The organism is Anabaena sp. FACHB-1391 (genome assembly GCF_014696755.1).
In the GTDB taxonomy this organism is placed as follows: domain Bacteria; phylum Cyanobacteriota; class Cyanobacteriia; order Cyanobacteriales; family Nostocaceae; genus Dolichospermum; species Dolichospermum planctonicum.
Genome location: NZ_JACJQS010000015.1, coordinates 21,472 through 41,673, shown reverse-complemented (window position 1 = coordinate 41,673; position 20,202 = coordinate 21,472). Strand labels below are relative to the sequence as shown.

The following is a 20,202-nucleotide window of genomic DNA, read 5'->3' as shown; positions in this document are numbered from 1 at the left end:
ATTTGGCACTAGAAAATGTAGAAAATCCCCATGAGAAAAATTTTATTGAAAAGCATTTTAATTTCTTAAACGAATTGAAACAGACTTATAAAAAAACATCAACCAAGTAGAAATATACTATTACTATGCCATTAAGCTGGAACGAAATTAAAAGCCGAGCGATCGCATTTTCTCAAGAATGGGAACATGAAACCTCAGAAGATGCAGAAGCTAAATCATTTTGGGATGGGTTTTTTCATGTTTTTGGTATTTCTCGTCGCAGGGTGGCAACATTTGAACAATCTGTCAAAAAAGCCGATAATAAACAAGGTTTTATTGATTTACTCTGGAAGGGTGTAATTTTAGTAGAACATAAATCTAGGGGGAAAAGTCTAGATAAAGCTATGCAGCAAGCCAAAGATTATTTCCCTGGTTTAAAAGAACATGAATTACCAAAATATATTTTAGTTTCTGATTTCCAAAAGTTTAAACTCTACGATTTAGATACTAATATTACCACAGAATTTGTCCTCAAAGATTTTATTAATCAGGTTCATTTATTCGGTTTTATTGCTGGTTATGAAAAACGCACCTATAAAGATGAAGATCCGGTCAATATCCAAGCCGCTGAATTAATGGGTAAACTACATGATAAACTAGAAGCAGTTGGTTATCGAGGTCATGATTTAGAAGTCTATTTAGTGCGGTTACTCTTCTGTTTATTTGCTGATGATACAGGCATTTTTGATAAAGGTATTTTTTGGGAATATATTGATTTACATACTAAATCAGATGGTAGTGATTTAGCAATGCACATTGCTTCTATTTTTCATACATTAAATACACCACCGGAAAAAAGATTAACAAATTTAGATAGTAATTTGGCTCAGTTTCCCTATGTGAATGGTAAGTTATTTGCAGAGGTTTTACAACCCGCTGCTTTTGATAGCAAAATGCGGGAAATGTTTTTAGAAGCTTGTGGTTTTGACTGGGGTAAAATCTCACCGGCTATTTTTGGTTCGATGTTTCAAGCGGTCATGAATCCCACAGAAAGACGAAATTTAGGCGCTCATTATACCTCGGAAAAAAATATTCAAAAGTTGATTAAACCTCTATTTTTAGATGATTTATATTTAGAGTTAGAAAAGGTCAAAAGTAATCGGGGTAAACTCCAAAAATTACATCAAAAAATCGCTAATCTTTATTTTCTTGATCCTGCTTGTGGTTGCGGTAATTTCCTAATTATCACTTATCGGGAATTGCGAGATCTAGAGATGAAAATTTTGCAAGCATTGAATAAAAATGGACAGCAATTTATTAATATTCAAGATATTATTAAGGTTAATGTAGATCAATTTGCGGGTATTGAATATGATGAATTTGCGGTGCGTGTTGCGGAGGTGGCAATGTGGTTAATTGATCATCAAATGAATATTCAGGTTAGTCATGAATTTGGTCAATATTTTTTCAGAGTTCCTTTAACTAAATCTGCGAAAATTGTTCATGGTAATTCATTAAGAATTGATTGGGAAACCGTTGTCGACAAGGAAAAGTTAAGTTTTATCTTAGGAAATCCCCCATTTGTTGGTAAACAGCTACAAAATGCAGAACAAAAAGCGGATATGCAATATGTTTGTAATAGTATAAAAAATTCAGGTGTTTTAGATTATGTAAGTGCTTGGTATATCAAAGCTGCTCAGTTAATACAAGATACAAATATTCGTTGTGCTTTTGTGAGTACAAATTCTATATCACAAGGTGAACAAGTTGGGATTATTTGGCAAGAACTTTACAATAATTACAAAATAAAAATACATTTTGCTCATCGTACTTTTAGCTGGAGTAATGAAGCTAAAGGTAATGCTGCTGTACATTGTGTAATTATTGGGTTTGGTTTAGAGGATATTGAAAATAAGAGAGTTTTTGATTATGTAAATATTAAGGGTGAACCAACAGAGAGGAAAGTTAAAAATATTAATCCGTATTTAGCACCAGGAAATGATTTAGTTATCTTGAAGAGAACTAAGCCTATTTTTAGTGTACCTGAAATGATCTATGGTAGTAAGCCTACAGATGGAGGAAACCTTTTAATGACTGAGGAAGAAAAGGTAGAATATGTCATTCAAGAACCATCTGGAGAAAAATTTATTAAACCATTTATTTCTGCTGATGAATTTCTTAATGGTAAAAAACGTTGGTGTTTTTGGCTTAAAGATATTCAACCTAATGAATTAAAAAAATTGCCATTATTGTCTGATAGAGTCATTAAAGTTAGAAAAATGAGATTATCAAGTACAAAACAATCAACGGTAAAATGGGCAGATTTTCCTACATTGTTTATTGAAAATAGACAACCTGATAGTAATTATATAATTATTCCTCTACACTCATCTGAAAATAGAAAATATATTCCCATCGGTCTATTTAACAAAGATAATATTGTTGCGAATAGTTGTAGTTGTATCCCTAATGCTACTCTCTATTTATTTGGTATTCTTACTTCAGAAATGCATATTACATGGGTAAAATATGTATGTGGAAGATTAGAAAGTCGTTTTCGCTATTCCAATACCATCGTTTATAATAACTATCCCTTTCCTGAAAACGTCAATGAGAAACAAAAACAGAAAGTAGAAACAGCCGCGCAAGCAGTATTAGACACCAGAGCAAAATATCCTGATAGTAGTTTAGCCGATTTATATGATCCCTTGACAATGCCACCAGACTTAGTAAAGGCACATCAAATATTAGATAAAGCCGTAGACTTATGTTATCGTCCCCAGCCCTTTGTCAGTGAATTAAATCGAATTGAATTTTTATTTAGTCAATATGAAGCCTTAAATGCTCCCTTACTCAAACCAGAGAAAAAGAAAAGAACGAAAAAAAGCAGTTAATTGTTAAATAAAATTAATATAAAGTAAACTTATACCATAAATTTATGGTATGCTATCTTACCTCAATTCCACATTCCGCAGCTAGTTGCAATTCTGAGAATATGCAGACAGAAAATTTTTCCACAAAAAACAACTTGTACTTATACTCCATAATTTAATGCTAAGTTAAGAGTTATTAGCCCTTTTTTCCACACTTACCTAATGTCCAGCGTTTATCCCCGAAGACAACGGCAGCTTGAAAGTTTAGTTCAAAAGTTTGGTTTGTCACTAAATGCACCAGTAAAGTGGCAATTATTGGACTTGGCACTAACTCATCCTACCGTCTCCGATACCGCCAATTATGAACAACTAGAATTTGTGGGCGATGCGGTGGTACGTCTCGTGGCGGCTGTGGTATTATGGGAACATTACCCTAATTGCTCCGTTGGTGATTTTGCCGCTATTCGTTCGGTTTTGGTGAGCGATCGCATTCTCGCCCAATTAGCAAGAGAATATGGTTTAGAATTATATTTATTGGTGGCTGGTAGTGCTACTGCTGATCATATCGGGCAAGAATCACGATTAGCAGATTCTTTTGAAGCAGTTCTAGGTGCGCTTTACCTTAGCACTCAAAATCTTAACCTGATTCGTCCTTGGTTAGATCCCCATTTCCAACAGCTAACCACAGAAATCCGTCTTGACCCTGCTAGACTCAATTATAAAGCGGCTTTGCAAGAATGGACTCAAGCACAATTTAAGGTTCTTCCAGAATATCGAGTTTTAGAAATTAGTCAACCCCACCGCAATCATGAACGCTTCTTTGCTGAAGTTTGGCTACATGAAAAAATGTTAGGACAAGGTAAAGGACGTTCTATTAAAGCCGCTGAACAAGCTGCTGCAAAGGAGGCTTATTTGCTAATTAGCACCCATCTGACAGAGGAGTAATTAAAATCATCTGATATTTATATGTGAATATATATACTTACAGGTGGTATAACATAGAAAATAAAACCAATTACCTCCCCCCAAGGGAGGACGAGGCTAAAAGGATTTTAAACCCACCTTTGTGGGTTATGTCTGTGTAGATGCGGTTTATAACCGCCTAATCTATGCTTCTATTCTTCTACTTTTACCCAAAAATCTGCGGTTTTAATATTTCCATTACGGTTAAATTGCATCCACATTTTATATATTCCTGATTTGGGAAATTTTGTCTCAAATTCTATTTTTCCATCTGGGCTATTTTTGAGTGCATGAGCATGAATATAATCGGATTTTGTCAGGGGAGACGAACTTTTAATAATCACTAAATGACCTTTTTCTCCTAAGTAGGGTTGTAGGTCTTGAATGGGTTGATTTTTATTGTCTTTTAAATCAAAAATTAAACTTACTTCTTTACCAGCTTGCAGATTTTTTTCAGACATATTCAGATTGACTTTAGTATCTGTTAAGGTTTTAGTTTTTGTGAATTTTTCTAAATCTCTTGGGGGTGAAACTGTACCAGGAATTGTGATCTTCATTAAAGAGACATTTTCCCTTGCACCAGCGGGTTTATAATCACTGAAAAGTGTATAATTTCCTGATTCTGGAAACTTTGCAGTTACTTGAAATCGTCCATTGTCTTTGTATTCGGGGTGAATATGAGCAAAAGAGTTTAAATCATCCCTAACTACAATTAAGTGCATGATTTTTTCCTGGAAAATATCAAATTTATTTACAGGTTTTCCCGTAGCATCTTGAATATCTATGACTAAATTAACTGATTGATTGGGAGTTAAAGTTTTGGGAGTATTTAATGTCGCTTTAGTAGTTGTTTGTGAATTATTTTCATGATTCATATTTTCCATAGAATGTCCCTCATGTCCACCCATAGAATCTTGATCATGATTCATCATCATACTAGGAGAAACTTCTACTTTAGTAGATTTATTAGTAGATTTAGTAGTTGATGAACAAGCGGAAGCTACTAATAAAGTTGTCACGAAAAGAATACTTGATAAAAATCGTTTCATTTCAGAAATGTTTTACTTTTTAATTTATCGGCTAGTTTGACTCCTAACTCCATTACCAATAGCATCTTTTTTCTCTGTATTTGGTAATAAAGCTAGATCAGTTAAGGGTAATTTGATGATTACCGTCGTTCCTTGATTTAAACCCAAACTCTGCAAACTAATTCTACCACCCATCAGTTCAATTAAATTCCGGGAAATTGCTAAACCTAATCCAGTTCCTTCAAATTTGCGCGTAGTTGTACCATCAACCATGACAAAGGGACGAAATAGTTTACCTTGTTCTTCTGGATCAATACCAATTCCTGTGTCTTTAATGGAGACTATAGCATAAGGCTGATGACTATTTGTGTAAATACTTGTACTAATTTGAATACTACCTTCATCTGTGAATTTAGTAGCGTTACCAATAATATTAATTAGCACTTGTTTAAGTTTAACTATATCTGCCTTAATTGGGATGGGTTGATCACCTATATCACAAATTAATTGTAGTCTTTTGGATTGGATATTAACTGATTGTAAGTTAATTACCTCTAATAATAATTGACGTAAATCTAGAGGTACTATAATTACAGAAAGTTTACCAGCTTCTATTTTAGAAATATCCAATAAATCATTGATTAAACCTAATAAATGAATTGCTGTATCATCGGCTTTTTTGAGAAATTCTAATTCTTCTTCTTTGTTATCACACAAACCATCACGAACCAGACGAACACAATTAATAATAATATTAAGTGGGTTTCTTAATTCATGGGAAGTTGTTGCTAAAAACTGACTTTTAATTTGGTTAGCTGATTTAGCTTCTTTCCAAGCAATTTCTAATTCTTCAGCCCAATCTTTGAGTCTTTCTACCATTTGATCTAATGCTTGTGCTAGTTGGTTAAATTCCCGAATTTTGAAATTACGGGGAATAGGTTGGGCTGCGTGGTGACTATGAAGATTAACAGCATAGTCGCGCAGTTCTTCTACTGGACCTGCTAAATAAGGAACTAAATAAAATGATGCTAATAAACTTGCACCAATTAAACCAACTGTTAGCACAATCAGAATTAGTTTAATTTCTTCTAAACCAAATAGGGCATTTTCTACAGTTGTAACTGCTAGTATAATCCATCTTTGTGATGGTTTTGTGGTTATAGGTTTAGTAGTAGCTGTAAAACCAGCGACCAATTCTTCTCCTTCTTTAAAAGATAAATTACTAGAATTATTACTTCCAGCTAAAGCATCTTTAACTATAGCTTGTATTCTTTCTACATCGGGATAATTTTTAATATTAGTACCGATTCTTTCCGGTAATAGATGAGCTAAAACCCTACCATCTTCAGAAATTACAACTAAAGAACCAGTCAGAGAGCCTGGATGATTGGGAGTTTGTTGATATAATGTGGTTTTAATGCTTAATCGGTAAGCTAAATTACCACGTTGATTAGCAACAGGAACTGATAAAAACAACTGGAGTTGATTTTGTTTATCTCGTTTGCCAGTTTTTCCTGCTGGAGGTGGTAATATAAATTGAATATCAACATCATTATTGGTAGGAGATAAACCTGATGGGGTAATTTCTTGATCACCACAACTACTAGCAATTATATCACCTTTTTTAATATGGGTGAGTTGTAAACAATCAATTTGGTTTGGTAGTTGGTTTTTGAGTTGTTTAAGAAATTGTTGAATTTCTACAGATGATCCAGAATGAATTACTTTCGTTTGACTAGCGGTAATTAAATTGGAACGTAAAGCAGCAATATCGTCACTAATTTTTTCTCCTTTGTTAACTGCACTTTCTGTTAAATTTTGTCTGGCTGTATTAAAAAGGCTAGAACGGGCTTTATTCAGGGCGACTAATTCACCTACTAATAAAACCGGGACAAATACCAGCAGTATTCTTGTTACTAAAATTCGTCTAAATGACGATTGACTAGATTTAACCATCTGTTGTCTCTTTTCGCATTCTTAAACCGCCATAAAAAGATATGTAATTACACTCACTAAAGGAGACATTTTATAGAAGATAAAGCCGATTTAATCAGCGTTATCAGAATTTTTAATAGATAGAAAATAGGTAAAAATTGAAAATTAAAACTTAAAAAGTTATTACCGATGACCAGTTACCAATGACCAATGACCAATTACCAATTACCTGCCTATTAATTTATCTGTTTTCCCTAAAAATAAACATCATGTAAATCATAAAAAGTAGATATAGTGAATATTGTTGCATATCAATATAGGGAGTAAAATTTCTCAACATTGTCTTATAGCTATAAACTATGAGAAAATCTACACAGCAGCTAAAAATTATCAAAGTAACTTAATGATGGAAAATCGCCCTCATACCACAGTAGTTTTAGCCATGAGTGCTGATGGCAAAATAGCAGATTTAAACCGCTCCCCTGCTCGGTTTGGTTCATTAAATGATAAACTCCATCTGGAGAAACAAATTGCTGCTGCTGATGCTGTTTTATTCGGTGCTGATACCCTTCGTGCTTACGGTACGACAATGATAATATCAGAGTCAATACTCTTGCAACAAAGAATAAAAGTAAATAACCACCCCCAACCTGTTCATATAGTGATTTCCCGTTTAGCTAATCTAAATCCGGACATTAAATTTTTTCAACAACCGGTGAGACGTTGGTTACTCACAACTTCTATAGGGGCTTCTGTTTGGGAAAAAAGTTCAGCATTTGAGGAAATTTTAATATTTGAAACTCCTACGGGAGGAATTGACATTCTGGCTGTTGTAAAATACTTAGCAAGTGTACAAATTAGCCGTCTAGCTATTTTAGGAGGAGGACAATTAGTAGCATCTTTTCTTGAATTGGATTTAATTGATGAAATTTGGCTGACTATTTGTCCACTGATTTTAGGTGGTAATACTGCTCCTTCACCGGTAGGAAAAAAAGGATTTTTATCTGCTCTTGCTCCTCAGTTACAATTACTAGAAGTATCCACAGTTGAGCAAGAAGTATTTTTACACTATCGGATAATTCATCAGTCATAAGTAAATCTAAAATCCTAAATTGTTGAATAATTACACAATGATAAAAGCACACAAACCTAACTATTCTGTCACTTGGACTCACACAATCGCGGATGTTCCTAAATCTGCTTGGGATGCTTTAGCAATACCCTTAAAAACCCCTTTTTTAGAATGGGATTGGTTGCACAATTTGGAAGTATCCCATAGCGCTACAGCCCATGCTGGTTGGTTACCAAATCACTTGGTTTTATGGCGAGATGGAACTTTAATTGCTGCTGCTCCATTATATTTAAAAGGACATAGCCAAGGGGAATTTGTCTTTGATCATCAATGGGCTGAATTAGCATCTCGCTTAGGAATAGAATATTATCCCAAACTCCTGGGAATGACACCATTTACCCCCGCAGAAGGCTATCGGTTTTTAATTTCACCGGGAGAAGATGAGGAAGAAATTACAGCTTTAATGCTCCATGAAATTGATAGTTTTTGTGTTAAACATCGCATTTCTAGCTGTCATTTTCTCTATGTTGATCCCCAATGGCGACCAATTTTAGAAAAACAGGGTTTGACAACTTGGTTACATCATAGTTATATTTGGAAAAATGCTGATTTTACAACTTTTGATGATTATTTAACTGGCTTTAATGCTAATCAAAGACGCAATATTAAACGGGAACGCAAAGCTGTAGAACAAGCAGGTTTAAAACTTCAAGCTATGACCGGTGACGAAATTCCCCCATCTATGTTTCCCTTAATGTATGATTTCTATGCTGATACTTGCGATAAGTTTGGTTGGTGGGGTAGCAAATATCTGACAAAGCAATTTTTTGAACAGTTATACCATAATTATCGTCATCGCGTTGTATTTTTTGCTGCTTATCACCAACAAGATCAAGATCAGCGTCAACCCCTGGGAATGTCTTTTTGTTTATTTAAAGATAATCAACTCTATGGACGTTATTGGGGGAGTTTTCAAGACATAGATTGCTTACATTTTGACGCTTGTTATTATACACCAATTGCATGGGCGATCGCTCACAATATCCAAACTTTTGATCCCGGTGCTGGTGGTAAACATAAAAAACGCCGTGGTTTTCCTGCTACTCCTAATCACAGTCTCCACCGCTTTTATAACCACCGTTTAGAAAAAATTATCCTCCCTTGGATTCGAGAAGTCAATCACATCGAACAACAAGAAATAGACGCTATTAATGCAGAATTACCTTTTAAATAGCAAAATCTAGATCGCTTTTAGATACCGGACTTCTCACAGAATTCCGGTATCTACCTAAATGATCTATAATTACACTGAAGATGTAATCTAAAAAAGACTGTCTCAATAAATTTACTTTTGATAAAGCATGAAGGATTTACTACTTGAAGATTTGACAGCAATTGATCATAAACTTTCCCAGCGTCATATTGATCTTGACCCCAATGGCTATTTTATCATCTACATAGATAAAAATGAAGGATTGATTTATGCCAAGCACTTCACTAATATTATTAATGAGCGTGGTTTAGCGGTAGATCCAGAAACAGGTAAGGTCATTCCCGTACGCGGTAAGGTGGAAAGAACACACACAACCGTATTTAGTGGCCGCACAGCCAAAGAACTCTGTATTAAGATCTTTGAAGAAACTCCAGATTGTCCTATTACCTTCTTAAATCATGCAGCTTATTTAGGTAGAGAATTTGTCCGCGCTGAATTAGCTTTAGTATGCGGTAAAGATTATATTCAAGATTGATTAGTAGTAGTGATGAGTAAATACTTACCTCATCACTTATTACTTATTCCCCAGATTCTTTAGATTCTTTAGTTGCTGGTTGAAACACTTGGTAAATATAATATGTGGCCATGGGAATCACAGTAGCCGCAATTAAAAGCCCTACAACCCAAACAGTAGCATTGCCTTTATCAGTGTCTTCCGCTTTAGTGAACGTTCCTTCTACTTTGACAGTTTCTATTTTCTGTGGGGGACCTGGATCTGGTTTACCAGATAGAACCGCAACCAGGCGATCGCTCACATCCAAAAAACCCTGATTATATTTATTGCCATTACGCAAAAATGTACCTAATGTTTCTTCAGTAATACTCTGCGCGATCGTATCAGTCAATAGAGACTTAATATTATCACCACTAATTAAAGCAGTTCCATTAGTAACGGTGTCAACTAGTAATAACACTTGATTAGCTTGCTCTGCTGCGGTTGGAAACCATTTAGTAAATAATCCTTTGCCAAAACTTTCCGGTGTTTCACCGTAGTCAAGCCTGTGAATTGTTACAAGTCTCACCTCCTGACCAGTTTCCTGAGCCAAATCCTTGAAAGTCTTAGTCAAATTACCTTCATTAAATCGGCTAATCACATCACCTTGATCTAAAATCCAAGTATCTGCTGTTAAACCTGGCATTTCGTATACACCAGTAGCAGAAGCAGGTAAAATAAACAGCCAAGTCCCCATCACCATTACCAGTAAAGGTAAAAGAAGACGAATAAAGTATTTTTTGTTACCAAATAACTTTTTGAGTAACTGTTGCATAGTATGAATCCTTAAACAGACTTGCAATCAAAATACTACATAATGAGGGACTTGGTAATTGGTAATTGGTAAGAAGTTCTTTTCCCTGTACTCCAGCATCGGCGGGGATATGTAACTTCATTAAGGTAATATTAAATTTAATAAAAGTAAAAAATCTTTGTTTAAGGAAATATCATGACAGCCTCTACCACCTTTGACTTAGTAGCACTAAATCAGCAATTGGAAACCGCAACCCCCAAGGAAATTTTAGCTTGGTCTATTAACAATATCCCCACGGGACTGGTACAAACTAGTGCCTTTAACGTTGATGACATCATCTTGACACATATACTGTATACAGAACTTGAGCATCCAGTTCCTGTAATTTTTCTTGATACCCTTTATCACTTTCCCCAAACCCTAGAATTAGTTGCTAAAGTCAAAGAAATCTATAACCTTGATTTAAAAACCTATAAAACACCAGATGTAGATAGTCGTGAAGCCTTTGCTGCTAAATTTGGTGAAGCCCTTTGGGATACAAATATTGCTAAATTCCACGATATTACCAAAATTGAACCATTGCAACGGGGTTTAGATGAACTGAATACCGTAGCCTGGATTACAGGCCGCCGTCGTGATCAAGCTATTACCCGTGCTACCATGCCTGTATTAGAATTAGATGGTAAGGGAAGATTGAAAATTAACCCCCTAGCTACTTGGACCCGTAAACAAAGTTGGGAGTATGTAGCTGAACATAAGGTAATTTACAACCCTCTCCATGACCAAGGTTATCCCAGTATTGGTGACGAACCTATTACCACTAAGGTAGGTGAAGGTGAAGACGAACGCGCTGGACGTTGGCGTGGAAGTGAAAAAACTGAGTGCGGAATTCATATTTAGTCAGTTGTTAGCAGTCTAGACGACTAAACCCCCGACTTCTTGAAGCAGTCGGGGATCATCCTACAATTAAATAAATTATGAAAATTCTTCATCTTTCAGATATCCATATTGGTAGCGGTTTTTGTCACGGGCGTGTTAATTCCCTCACAGGTTTAAATACACGACTGGAGGATTTTGTCAAGACATTATCTTTGTGTATTGACCGGGCGTTAAATGATCATGTAGATTTAGTTTTATTTGGTGGTGATGCTTTTCCTAATGCGACACCTGCGCCCTATGTTCAAGAAGCTTTTGCTCATCAATTTCGTCGCTTAGTAGATGCAGATATTCCCACGGTGTTATTAGTAGGAAATCATGACCAACATTCCCAAGGTTTGGGAGGCGCTAGTTTAAATATTTACCGAACTTTAGCTGTACCAGGTTTTGTGGTTGGTGATACTTTGACCACTCACCGCATTTCTACCCGCAATGGAGATATACAAATAATTACTCTCCCTTGGTTAACTCGTTCTACTTTGATGACTCGTCAAGAAACTCAGGGTTCTTCTTTGGCCGAAGTTAATCAATTACTCACAGAACGTTTACAAGTGGTAATAGAAGGCGAAATTCGTCGTCTTGACCCTAGTATTCCTACGGTACTTTTAGCTCATTTAATGGCTGATAATGCAACTTTGGGCGCGGAACGCTTATTAGCAGTGGGTAAGGGTTTTACTTTACCTTTGTCTTTGTTAACTCGCTCATGTTTTGATTATGTGGCTTTAGGTCATGTTCATAAACACCAAAATCTCAATAAATCTAATGACCCACCAGTGATTTATCCGGGAAGTATTGAACGGGTAGATTTTAGTGAAGAGAAGGAAGATAAAGGTTATGTCATGATAGACTTGGAAAAGGGGAAGGTAAATTGGGAATTTTGTCCTTTACCGGTGCGAATATTTCGGACAATTGAAGTAGATTTATCTAAACACGATGATCCACAAGCAGCTTTATTAAAAGGAATTGCTAAATATGATATTCAAGATAATGTGGTACGACTGATTTACAAACTGCGCTCAGATCAATTGGATTTAATTGATAACTCTTCCCTCCACAGTGCTTTAAAATCCGCCCATACTTACACCATTCAAGCAGAACTAGTCAGTCAGTTAGCAAAACCCCGGATTCCTGAATTGAGTACGAGTACCAGTATTGACCCAATGTCTGCTTTGAAAACATACTTAAATAATCGGGAGGATTTAAAAGATATCGCCCCGTCTATGTTAGAAGCAGCACAAAATTTGTTAACAGATGATCAGGAAATTATAAAATATAATCTCCCCGACTTATTGAAAAATTCGGGGATCTAACTCTAAAAAACTTAACAGTTAATTATGTTACAAATCTGCCAAAATTGCTATATTCTATAAACTCAGACTTGAGTTTGTCCTCAACTAAATAAAAATAAACACATTTATCTGGTGGACTTTCTATGTCCTTGTATCCTCAGATTAAGCAATTTTTCCTTGGTAAGTCCTTACCAACCAGCGCCCATAGCGAAGAGCGATTAAGTAACGGTGCGGCTTTAGCGGTTCTTTCTTCTGATGCTCTTTCCTCGGTAGCGTATGCTACAGAAGAAATTTTACTAGTTTTAGTCGCAGCAGGAAGTGGCGCTCTGGGTTTGTCCTTACCTATTGCTGTAGCAATTATCGTCCTCTTGGCTATAGTAGTCCTTTCCTATCGTCAAACCATTCGCGCCTATCCTCAAGGTGGTGGTTCTTACATTGTCGCTAGGGAAAATCTCGGTCTTTATCCCGGATTGGTGGCTGGTGGTTCGCTGATGATTGATTATATTTTGACTGTAACTGTCAGTATATCTGCTGGTACAGCCGCTTTGACTTCAGCCATTCCGGTACTGAAATCTCACACTGTCCTGCTGTGTTTGTTTTTCATCTTTTTGATTATGCTGGCAAATCTCCGGGGTGTCAAGGAGTCAGGACAGATATTCATGGTTCCTACTTATGCCTTTATTACCAGCATTTTTCTGTTAATTGGCATTGGTTTGTTTAAATATACCACTGGGCAGGTGATAACTGAATATCCTTCTCTTCCTGTTAGTGAAGGCATAAGTGTATTCTTCATTTTACGGGCTTTTTCCGCCGGTTGTACCGCACTAACGGGGGTAGAAGCAATATCTGACGGGGTTTTAGCTTTTAAAACTCCAGAATGGAAAAATGCTCGCCTGACTTTGTTATATTTGGGAGTGATTTTGGGATTTATGTTTGTGGGTATCAGCTACTTAGCAAACATTTATCATATTGTTCCCGAAGAAGGACAAACCGTAGTTTCTCTTTTGGGTAGGGTTATTTTGGGAAATGGACCTGTTTACTATTTCCTGCAAATTGTCACTCTGCTGGTTTTGATGTTAGCTGCTAATACCAGTTATGCAGATTTTCCCAGACTGTGTTATTTCTTAGCACGAGATGGATTTTTACCTCGTCAATTATCTCTCTTGGGCGATCGCTTGGTCTACTCTAATGGTATTATGCTCTTGAGTATCTGTGCAGGAGTCTTAGTAATTATCTTTAAAGGTCAAGTTAACGCCATTATTCCTCTCTACGCGGTTGGTGTATTTACTTCCTTTACTCTCTCCCAAGCAGGTATGGTACGTCACTGGTTTCAAGAACAAACCAGAGGTTGGCGTGCAAGCGCAATCATGAATAGCTTAGGAGCATTTTCTACCCTAATAGTGTTATTAGTAATTATTTGTACTAAGTTCCTATTAGGTGCTTGGCTGGTTGTAATCGCAATTCCTTTAGTAGTTACTCTATTTGCAGCTATTCATAGTCATTATCAATATGTAGCTCAACGTCTCAGTATCCACGATTTAGCACCCCGGACTTATATCTCCGTTCCCAAACCCGCAGTTGTCACTCACCCTGCGGTAGTTGTAGTGGGACAACTCAACCGAGGAACGGTAGAAGCTTTGGACTATGCGCGGACAATTGCAGATAAAATTGTTGCTGTTCACGTAGATATTGGTTCTACAGACCGGGAAGAATTACAAAAAAAATGGCAAAATCTAGAAGCGGATATTCCTTTGGAAATTATTGAATCTCCCTATCGTTCTGTAATTGACCCCATTGTAGATTTTATTGGTCAGTTCCAGAAAAATCACCCAGGTGTTTTCACAACTATCATTATTCCTGCTTTTGTTCCTCGTAATTGGTGGGATAGTATTTTACATAATCAAACAACTTTGTTTTTGAAAAATGCTTTACGAGTTAATAAAAGTCGCATTGTTACGACTGTTAGATATTACTTATGATAATTGTCAATTGTTAGGTGTTAATTTTTTAAAACTTCCGTTCAAACTCAATTACAGCGCGACTATCATCCGTTAAATTAGTAGAAGAACGGAGACGAAGTTCATTATTTATTCGGTAATTAATCCCCCATTGTAAAGGATCACTAGCAGTCAATATCTTAATAGTAGAAAGGGAAAACTTCGGAGAAATATCAACTCCTGCTTCTAAAGCCAATTCTAAAGATGAGTTATTTCTCCCTGCTTCTGGCCTTTGGGAAAGAATAGTGGGAAATACTCTTAATTCGCTTAAACCAAAAGCATCACCAATTTGATTAAATGCACCTTGGAAATTACTAAAAACGGCCGAACCAGCAATATTAATTAAACCCAGTTTAATGTCACCACGTTCTTTAGTATCAATGAACCCACCCCCTAATAAAGTGACAATTTGTGCTTCTGAACGTGAAGGATTGCTTTTGAGTTGCAAATTCTCATTGATTTGAGTAGCTAAACCATTAATACTTGCTTCGACTCGAACTGTTTCTAAACCCGATAAACCTAAAGAACCTACAGAATTCTGTCGGCCAATATCGTTATTTTGAACTACATCTAGAATTTTAGCAAATAGACGAATATCCAAATAAGGGTCACGGGGTTGACTAGAAACAAAAGTAGCGGTATGTTCATAACCTCGTGCTAAACCTAATTGGGTCGTGAATAAATTCACCGCACCTTTAGTTAGTTTAATAGTTCCTTCCGGTACGGGTTCAGTTAAAGAACCATTAACAATTAAATCCCCAGCAGCTTGGAACTTAAAAAGCGGTGGACTAGTAATTTGTACATTTTTACCTAAGTTCAATTCTAACTTATTTAACTTGGTAATTTTATTTTCTACCTCTGGAGATCTTTGAGAAATGCTGATTTTACCATTTGAGGAATTAACATTTTTAGATTCTGCTAACAATACTTGACCATCAAATAATTCTATCTTACCACCAATTACAGGTTGCAGAAGAGAACCTGTAATTTTTACATTACCACTAGCACCCCCTTGATATAATCCCTTGAGATTTAAAGCCAATTGTTCTAAATTAACAGTCAGTGCATTTTCTGTTTTAATATTTTGACTAGTAAAAATTGGTAGCTCTCCCACCACTTCAACTTTACCATTACTAAATCTACCTTCAAGACTGTCTACAAATACTCGGTTTAAATCAAACTCTGCACTACCATTTATATTGGTTAACTTTCCTGGTAATGCTTGAGCGCTAAAGGTAGCATTACTCAAGGAAGCTTTACCTTCAACCAAGGGGTTTTTTAAAGTTCCCGAAACTTTTAAATCTAATTCTCCTTGTCCATTTTCAAAAGCTACTTCATTAGTAAAAAGATTTAGAAGTGTTAAACCTTCGTTTTTGACTTTCACATCTAAGGTAATTTGATTACCCTCGGATTTTCTAGTCGCAAAAGGTATTTCATAAGGAATACTCCCCGAAATTTCAGTTCCAGATTCTTTCCCCGTTCCTGAGACATTGCTACTAAAGTTTAATCTTCCATTAGCATAATTGAAAGTAGCGTTGGTTGATGCTATTTGTTTTTGATTAATTGTTCCTTCTGTAATGTTTAATTCTCCTATAGCTTGAGGATTATTAATACTACCTGCTATTGCTGTCGTTAAATTCAGTTTACCTCCAATTCCCACTGGTAGTTTCACTAAATCATTTACTCGCCCAAGAGGAAAATTTTCTACTGTCAATTTACCTGATTGTTTACTATTACCAATGTTACCTGTAAAGGTAATTAACTTTTGCTGAGATTGAATTTGTAAAGGTTGTAAACGGAAAATTCCCTCTTCTAAACTACCCTTAACTACTACTTTTTCCACCGCATAAAATCGGCTTGGTTCTGTTGGTTTACCCCAAGTAAAGTTTTGTCCTTGCAGGTTAAATTTCACTCTTGGTTGGTCGGTGGTAGCAGTATTAATACTGATACCACCGTTTAAAATCCCTTTTAAGTCTCTTAATTCTGGTATGGGTGTAGCATTTATCCGTTTTTGTTCTTGGGCAGTTACCAGGGCATTAATTTCCGATAACCTTTGAATTTGGCTGAATAAGGACTGATTTGGTAATTTTTGGGATTGAGCGGTTAACTCCTCAGCTTTGCCGTATTTTGGTGCTTTTAAACCACGTTGCAAGTCTTGAAGTTCAAATATTTGGGCAACATTAAGAATGTCTTGAATATTACCTTTGTCAATTTTGATGTTTGCTCGCAGTTGGGGTTTTTTAGTCCATGGTCTGATGTTTGCATCAAAGTTATATCTGCTTTCACCTTTGCGAAATTCGCTATTACCGAGAATAAATGTTTGATTATCATAGCGTAGTTGGGTTTGAAAGCCATCGCCTTTAATGCGGCCAATTTCTGGTTTCTCAATGGCTATATTCCCCTCTGTCGCTAATGTCTGGGAATTAATTTGTAAATTTCCACTTAATAATCCCCCCACACCTCCCGGACTTAATAGTGTATCATCTGGTAAAATTATATTTAATGCTCCTAATGGTAGATTAGTCATACCCACGGCTAAGTTACCATCTGTTTCTATACCTGATAACAATGCTTGTTGCCACTTGACTAAAAAAGATTTAGGACGATTATTACTATCTAATTTAAATGCTATACGCTCTTTTCCACCTGCAACATCTAAGGTTACTCCCTGTCCTGATACAGCTTGAACACTACCAGTTAGAGATGGTTCAAATGCCAATTTTTGAAGTCTTAAATCTGTAAATCCCAATTTACCTGTAATATTTGGTGCAGTGGGTTTTCCTCTCAACTGGCCACTAAAATCCAGATTTCCAGCAATATCTACGTTTTTAGGTAATTTAATGGGCAATTTTTGTAGATTATAATTATTTACATCTAAGTTTAAATTCATATCCGTAATTTCGGGAATCCCTACTTTTTCGGCATTAGCTAATAAATAACCTTTAACTTGGAAATTACCATTATTATAACTATCCATAGTTAGCTTTTTTCCATTCCAACCAATATATAACCAAATAGGTGGATCAATACCTGGCAAACCTCTATTAAATCGCAGTTGACCAACAGCAGCAATATCTGCTAATTTGGGAGTGGCTAAAGTTCCCGCTAGTTGTAATTTCCCTGTCAACTGTCCTTGTAACTGCTGACCAAAAGAGCGCAATTCTAACCCAGAAGTAGCCAAAGAAGCCTGATAATTTCCATCGTTAACTCGAATATCAGAGACCATAACCGTTCCGCTAGGAAGTTTCAATCTCCCTTTTCCCTCTCCCTGAATAGTTTCAGGTTGGAATGACTCCACAGAACCCCCTACCTGTAATTCTCCTGTGATATTTCCTTGCCATGGGGATGGTACAGGTGCTAAACTAAGTAAGGATACATTCTCAGCTTGAATTTTCGCCTCATAGCGACCTTCCGCAACTTGAATATTCCCAGCTTTAATTTTCCCCCCTCCCACAGATAAAAAGGCCTCACCCAATGCTGTGAGGGTTTTGAGTTGGAAATTTTCCCGATTACCCCCAATCATGAATTTACCTGTGAGGGGATAATTTAAAATCGGGTTGGTTTGTTTTTGTTTTAATATTGTGCCTAAGCGTAAATTTCTCCCTAGTAACAAGGCTGTGAAATTTTGCTCTTGTAAATTGATTTGGGCTATATTGACTGTACCACCCGCAATGTTAACATTCGCATTTTCAGGGATAATTGTCTCGATTTTAAATGGTGAGGAATTTCCTGATAAACGGATATTGCCATTAAATTCCGCCCCAGTTAACGAAATATTCTCCTGTTGTTTTTGGTCTATAAAGGAGGCTAATTTAATCTTATTAGCTTGCGCTAAAGCTTGCCAACTACCATTACTATAAGTACCACTACCCCTAACTATGCCACTACCTACATTAGCAACTAGATCACGGAAGGAAACCGTCTGGTCAGAATTAATAATTGTTGTTAACCTTGCGGGATATTTAGCTTGAGGTGCTTGCAATTTTACTATAGTCTGGGTTTTATTATCCGCTCCTTTGAGTTGGGCTGTAGCTGATAATAGTCCAATGGGGAATCCTGTTTGAATATTATATACTTGAGCGATCGCATCTCCGGCTATATTTTCCCCACTCAAGTTAAAATCTAGTTGGGGTACTGCACTCAGTTTAATTGTTCCCCCACCTTTTACCTGACCTTGATATGTAGTTTTTCCTTGGATATCTGTAATTTTCAGCAGAGACTTACTGCTTATCAGTTCAAATTTACTACTAACTTTCTGAAAATCTACTTTATCAATTCGGACAGTTTTCAAACTGCTGACACTACCGGATAATACTGGCTGGGAAATTCCTCCCAATATCTGTACATCTGCTTGAGCTATCCCAGTTACAGGAACTGGTAACTTGACTTTCAGAGTAGTTTGGGCATTAGCTAAACTTACCGCATTGACACGCCCTTTTAAATTAAATCCAGCTTCCTGGTCAATTGTACCTGATGCTGTAACGGGGATTTGCCCGTAGTTGGTAATTATCTGCTCTAATTTAATAGCCAGTCCATCAAAACTGAGATTCCCTTGACTATTATTTAATAATTGAGGTATTTTAGGGATTTGTACCGTTACTCCCGCTATGGACGCCTTACCGTATAATAAGGTTTTCCCCCTGGGAACTACTTTAATTTGCAAATCACCATTGACTCTACCAGTTTTTAAGGTTAGTGGTAAAGTGACAATTCGCGTAATATCTGCGGCAAGAATGTTTTCCGCTTGTAGTCGAAAATCCCCAACTAAAACTTTCTGAGGAATTAAATCCCCGGTAATGGAAATATTACCCCCACTGACTGCCTTACCAGCTAATTCTAATTTAATCAGACGATTTTGATTTAAGAGTTTAGCTGTGCCATTAATTCCTGAAAATGCTACTTTCTCTGGTAAAGAATTTTTTTCTAAAACCGATACTTTCGGCACTAATACTAGATTGGCATCACGAAACCGCAATTTATCCAAATCAGTTTTAATCAATGCTTTACCCGGAGGCGGAGTTATAGTAGTAGTTAACCAGCGTCCTTGGGAATCTTGTTCAATATAAATATCTGGGTTAATTAAAGTTACATCTAATCGCAGATTGCGGTTAATAACTAATTGCCAAGGATCAAATCCCACTTCAACAGCTTTTGTATTTACCTTATCTGAATCCGTATCTGTAGTTGGTATCTCTGAAGCGGCAAAACTTACCCCTGTCAGGGAAAATGACTTAACTGCTCCCAATTTGACCGGACGGTTCAGGGTGTTAGTTAGATTTTGGGTAACTAATGGTACTAAATCATCATAAACGAAATTCCGCAACCGCCAAACACCGGCAATAATTCCCAGCACCAATACAGCACCTAAAACTAGTCCACCTCGACTTAATATTGTTAACCATAGACGCTCCAACCCAGAGTTTCTGGAGTGAGAATTTTGACCAGGAGAGTTAGACATGATGTTTTCACCACAACTTATGGGATGAGGAAGCCCGCTAAATTTACGCTGCTGGATATTTGACACTCACTTTCCCCATTATACCAAAAGCTGTCTTTCTAGAACGGAGTTTTTCACCAAAATTTTCGGGAAAAAGAGTAGAAAAGGTATTG

Annotated in this window: 12 protein-coding genes; 8 read left to right on the top strand and 4 right to left on the bottom strand. The window is 36.4% G+C overall.

Annotation, left to right across the window (positions count from 1 at the left end; genetic code table 11):
- The first annotated feature begins 125 nt into the window (after positions 1 to 125).
- Together H6F62_RS09335 and rnc are read left to right on the top strand one after the other, a co-directional pair.
- The gene (locus tag H6F62_RS09335) at positions 126 to 2,873 is read left to right on the top strand and encodes a DNA methyltransferase (RefSeq protein ID WP_190371874.1); all 2,748 of its coding nucleotides are present in this window, start codon (positions 126 to 128) and stop codon (positions 2,871 to 2,873) included.
- A gap of 201 nt (positions 2,874 to 3,074) precedes the next feature.
- Positions 3,075 to 3,797 carry a ribonuclease III gene (gene rnc, locus H6F62_RS09330; RefSeq protein ID WP_137907469.1) on the top strand — a complete coding sequence of 241 codons (723 nt, stop codon included), beginning with the start codon at positions 3,075 to 3,077 and terminating at the stop codon, positions 3,795 to 3,797.
- Between the two features lie 170 nt (positions 3,798 to 3,967).
- Here rnc and H6F62_RS09325 read toward each other — a convergent pair whose 3' ends face one another.
- Together H6F62_RS09325 and H6F62_RS09320 are read right to left on the bottom strand one after the other, a co-directional pair.
- Positions 3,968 to 4,864 (bottom strand): hypothetical protein, encoded by an 897-nt coding sequence (locus H6F62_RS09325; RefSeq protein ID WP_190371873.1) that lies wholly within the window; start codon positions 4,862 to 4,864, stop codon positions 3,968 to 3,970.
- Positions 4,865 to 4,888: 24 nt separating this feature from the next.
- Positions 4,889 to 6,799, bottom strand: coding sequence for an ATP-binding protein (locus tag H6F62_RS09320; protein WP_137907467.1), 1,911 nt, complete (start codon positions 6,797 to 6,799; stop codon positions 4,889 to 4,891).
- A 382-nt stretch (positions 6,800 to 7,181) separates the two neighbouring features.
- Here H6F62_RS09320 and H6F62_RS09315 point away from each other — a divergent pair, with 382 nt between their 5' ends.
- From H6F62_RS09315 to H6F62_RS09305, 3 genes are all read left to right on the top strand, one after another.
- Positions 7,182 to 7,871: a RibD family protein gene (locus tag H6F62_RS09315; RefSeq protein WP_137907466.1), complete on the top strand. Its 690-nt coding sequence runs from the start codon at positions 7,182 to 7,184 to the stop codon at positions 7,869 to 7,871.
- 37 nt (positions 7,872 to 7,908) lie between these two features.
- A complete protein-coding gene (locus tag H6F62_RS09310) occupies positions 7,909 to 9,084 on the top strand; it encodes a GNAT family N-acetyltransferase (RefSeq protein WP_137907465.1) in 1,176 nt (391 codons plus the stop codon).
- Positions 9,085 to 9,211: 127 nt separating this feature from the next.
- A complete protein-coding gene (locus H6F62_RS09305; protein WP_190371872.1) occupies positions 9,212 to 9,598 on the top strand; it encodes a DUF4346 domain-containing protein in 387 nt (128 codons plus the stop codon).
- Between the two features lie 43 nt (positions 9,599 to 9,641).
- Here H6F62_RS09305 and H6F62_RS09300 read toward each other — a convergent pair whose 3' ends face one another.
- On the bottom strand, positions 9,642 to 10,391 hold the full coding sequence (locus H6F62_RS09300; protein ID WP_190371871.1) for a TPM domain-containing protein: 750 nt from the start codon (positions 10,389 to 10,391) through the stop codon (positions 9,642 to 9,644).
- Between the two features lie 174 nt (positions 10,392 to 10,565).
- Between H6F62_RS09300 and cysH the strand changes: the two genes are divergently transcribed.
- The 3 genes from cysH (at position 10,566) to H6F62_RS09285 (ending at position 14,574) form a co-directional block, all read left to right on the top strand.
- Positions 10,566 to 11,270, top strand: coding sequence for a phosphoadenosine phosphosulfate reductase (cysH, locus tag H6F62_RS09295; RefSeq protein WP_137907462.1), 705 nt, complete (start codon positions 10,566 to 10,568; stop codon positions 11,268 to 11,270).
- A 74-nt stretch (positions 11,271 to 11,344) separates the two neighbouring features.
- On the top strand, positions 11,345 to 12,616 hold the full coding sequence (locus H6F62_RS09290; protein ID WP_137907461.1) for an exonuclease SbcCD subunit D: 1,272 nt from the start codon (positions 11,345 to 11,347) through the stop codon (positions 12,614 to 12,616).
- A 122-nt stretch (positions 12,617 to 12,738) separates the two neighbouring features.
- The gene (locus H6F62_RS09285) at positions 12,739 to 14,574 is read left to right on the top strand and encodes an APC family permease (RefSeq protein WP_137907460.1); all 1,836 of its coding nucleotides are present in this window, start codon (positions 12,739 to 12,741) and stop codon (positions 14,572 to 14,574) included.
- Positions 14,575 to 14,602: 28 nt separating this feature from the next.
- Here the strand turns inward: H6F62_RS09285 and H6F62_RS09280 are convergent, their stop codons facing one another.
- On the bottom strand, positions 14,603 to 20,050 hold the full coding sequence (locus H6F62_RS09280) for a translocation/assembly module TamB domain-containing protein (RefSeq protein WP_190371870.1): 5,448 nt from the start codon (positions 20,048 to 20,050) through the stop codon (positions 14,603 to 14,605).
- Positions 20,051 to 20,202 lie beyond the last annotated feature (152 nt).

Coding starts and splice junctions, on each gene's coding strand:
- H6F62_RS09335 (WP_190371874.1), top strand. CDS start 126: ATGCCATTAAGCTGGAACGAAATTAAAAGCCGAGCGATCGCATTTTCT.
- rnc (WP_137907469.1), top strand. CDS start 3,075: ATGTCCAGCGTTTATCCCCGAAGACAACGGCAGCTTGAAAGTTTAGTT.
- H6F62_RS09325 (WP_190371873.1), bottom strand. CDS start 4,864: ATGAAACGATTTTTATCAAGTATTCTTTTCGTGACAACTTTATTAGTA.
- H6F62_RS09320 (WP_137907467.1), bottom strand. CDS start 6,799: ATGGTTAAATCTAGTCAATCGTCATTTAGACGAATTTTAGTAACAAGA.
- H6F62_RS09315 (WP_137907466.1), top strand. CDS start 7,182: ATGATGGAAAATCGCCCTCATACCACAGTAGTTTTAGCCATGAGTGCT.
- H6F62_RS09310 (WP_137907465.1), top strand. CDS start 7,909: ATGATAAAAGCACACAAACCTAACTATTCTGTCACTTGGACTCACACA.
- H6F62_RS09305 (WP_190371872.1), top strand. CDS start 9,212: ATGAAGGATTTACTACTTGAAGATTTGACAGCAATTGATCATAAACTT.
- H6F62_RS09300 (WP_190371871.1), bottom strand. CDS start 10,391: ATGCAACAGTTACTCAAAAAGTTATTTGGTAACAAAAAATACTTTATT.
- cysH (WP_137907462.1), top strand. CDS start 10,566: ATGACAGCCTCTACCACCTTTGACTTAGTAGCACTAAATCAGCAATTG.
- H6F62_RS09285 (WP_137907460.1), top strand. CDS start 12,739: ATGTCCTTGTATCCTCAGATTAAGCAATTTTTCCTTGGTAAGTCCTTA.
- H6F62_RS09280 (WP_190371870.1), bottom strand. CDS start 20,050: ATGTCTAACTCTCCTGGTCAAAATTCTCACTCCAGAAACTCTGGGTTG.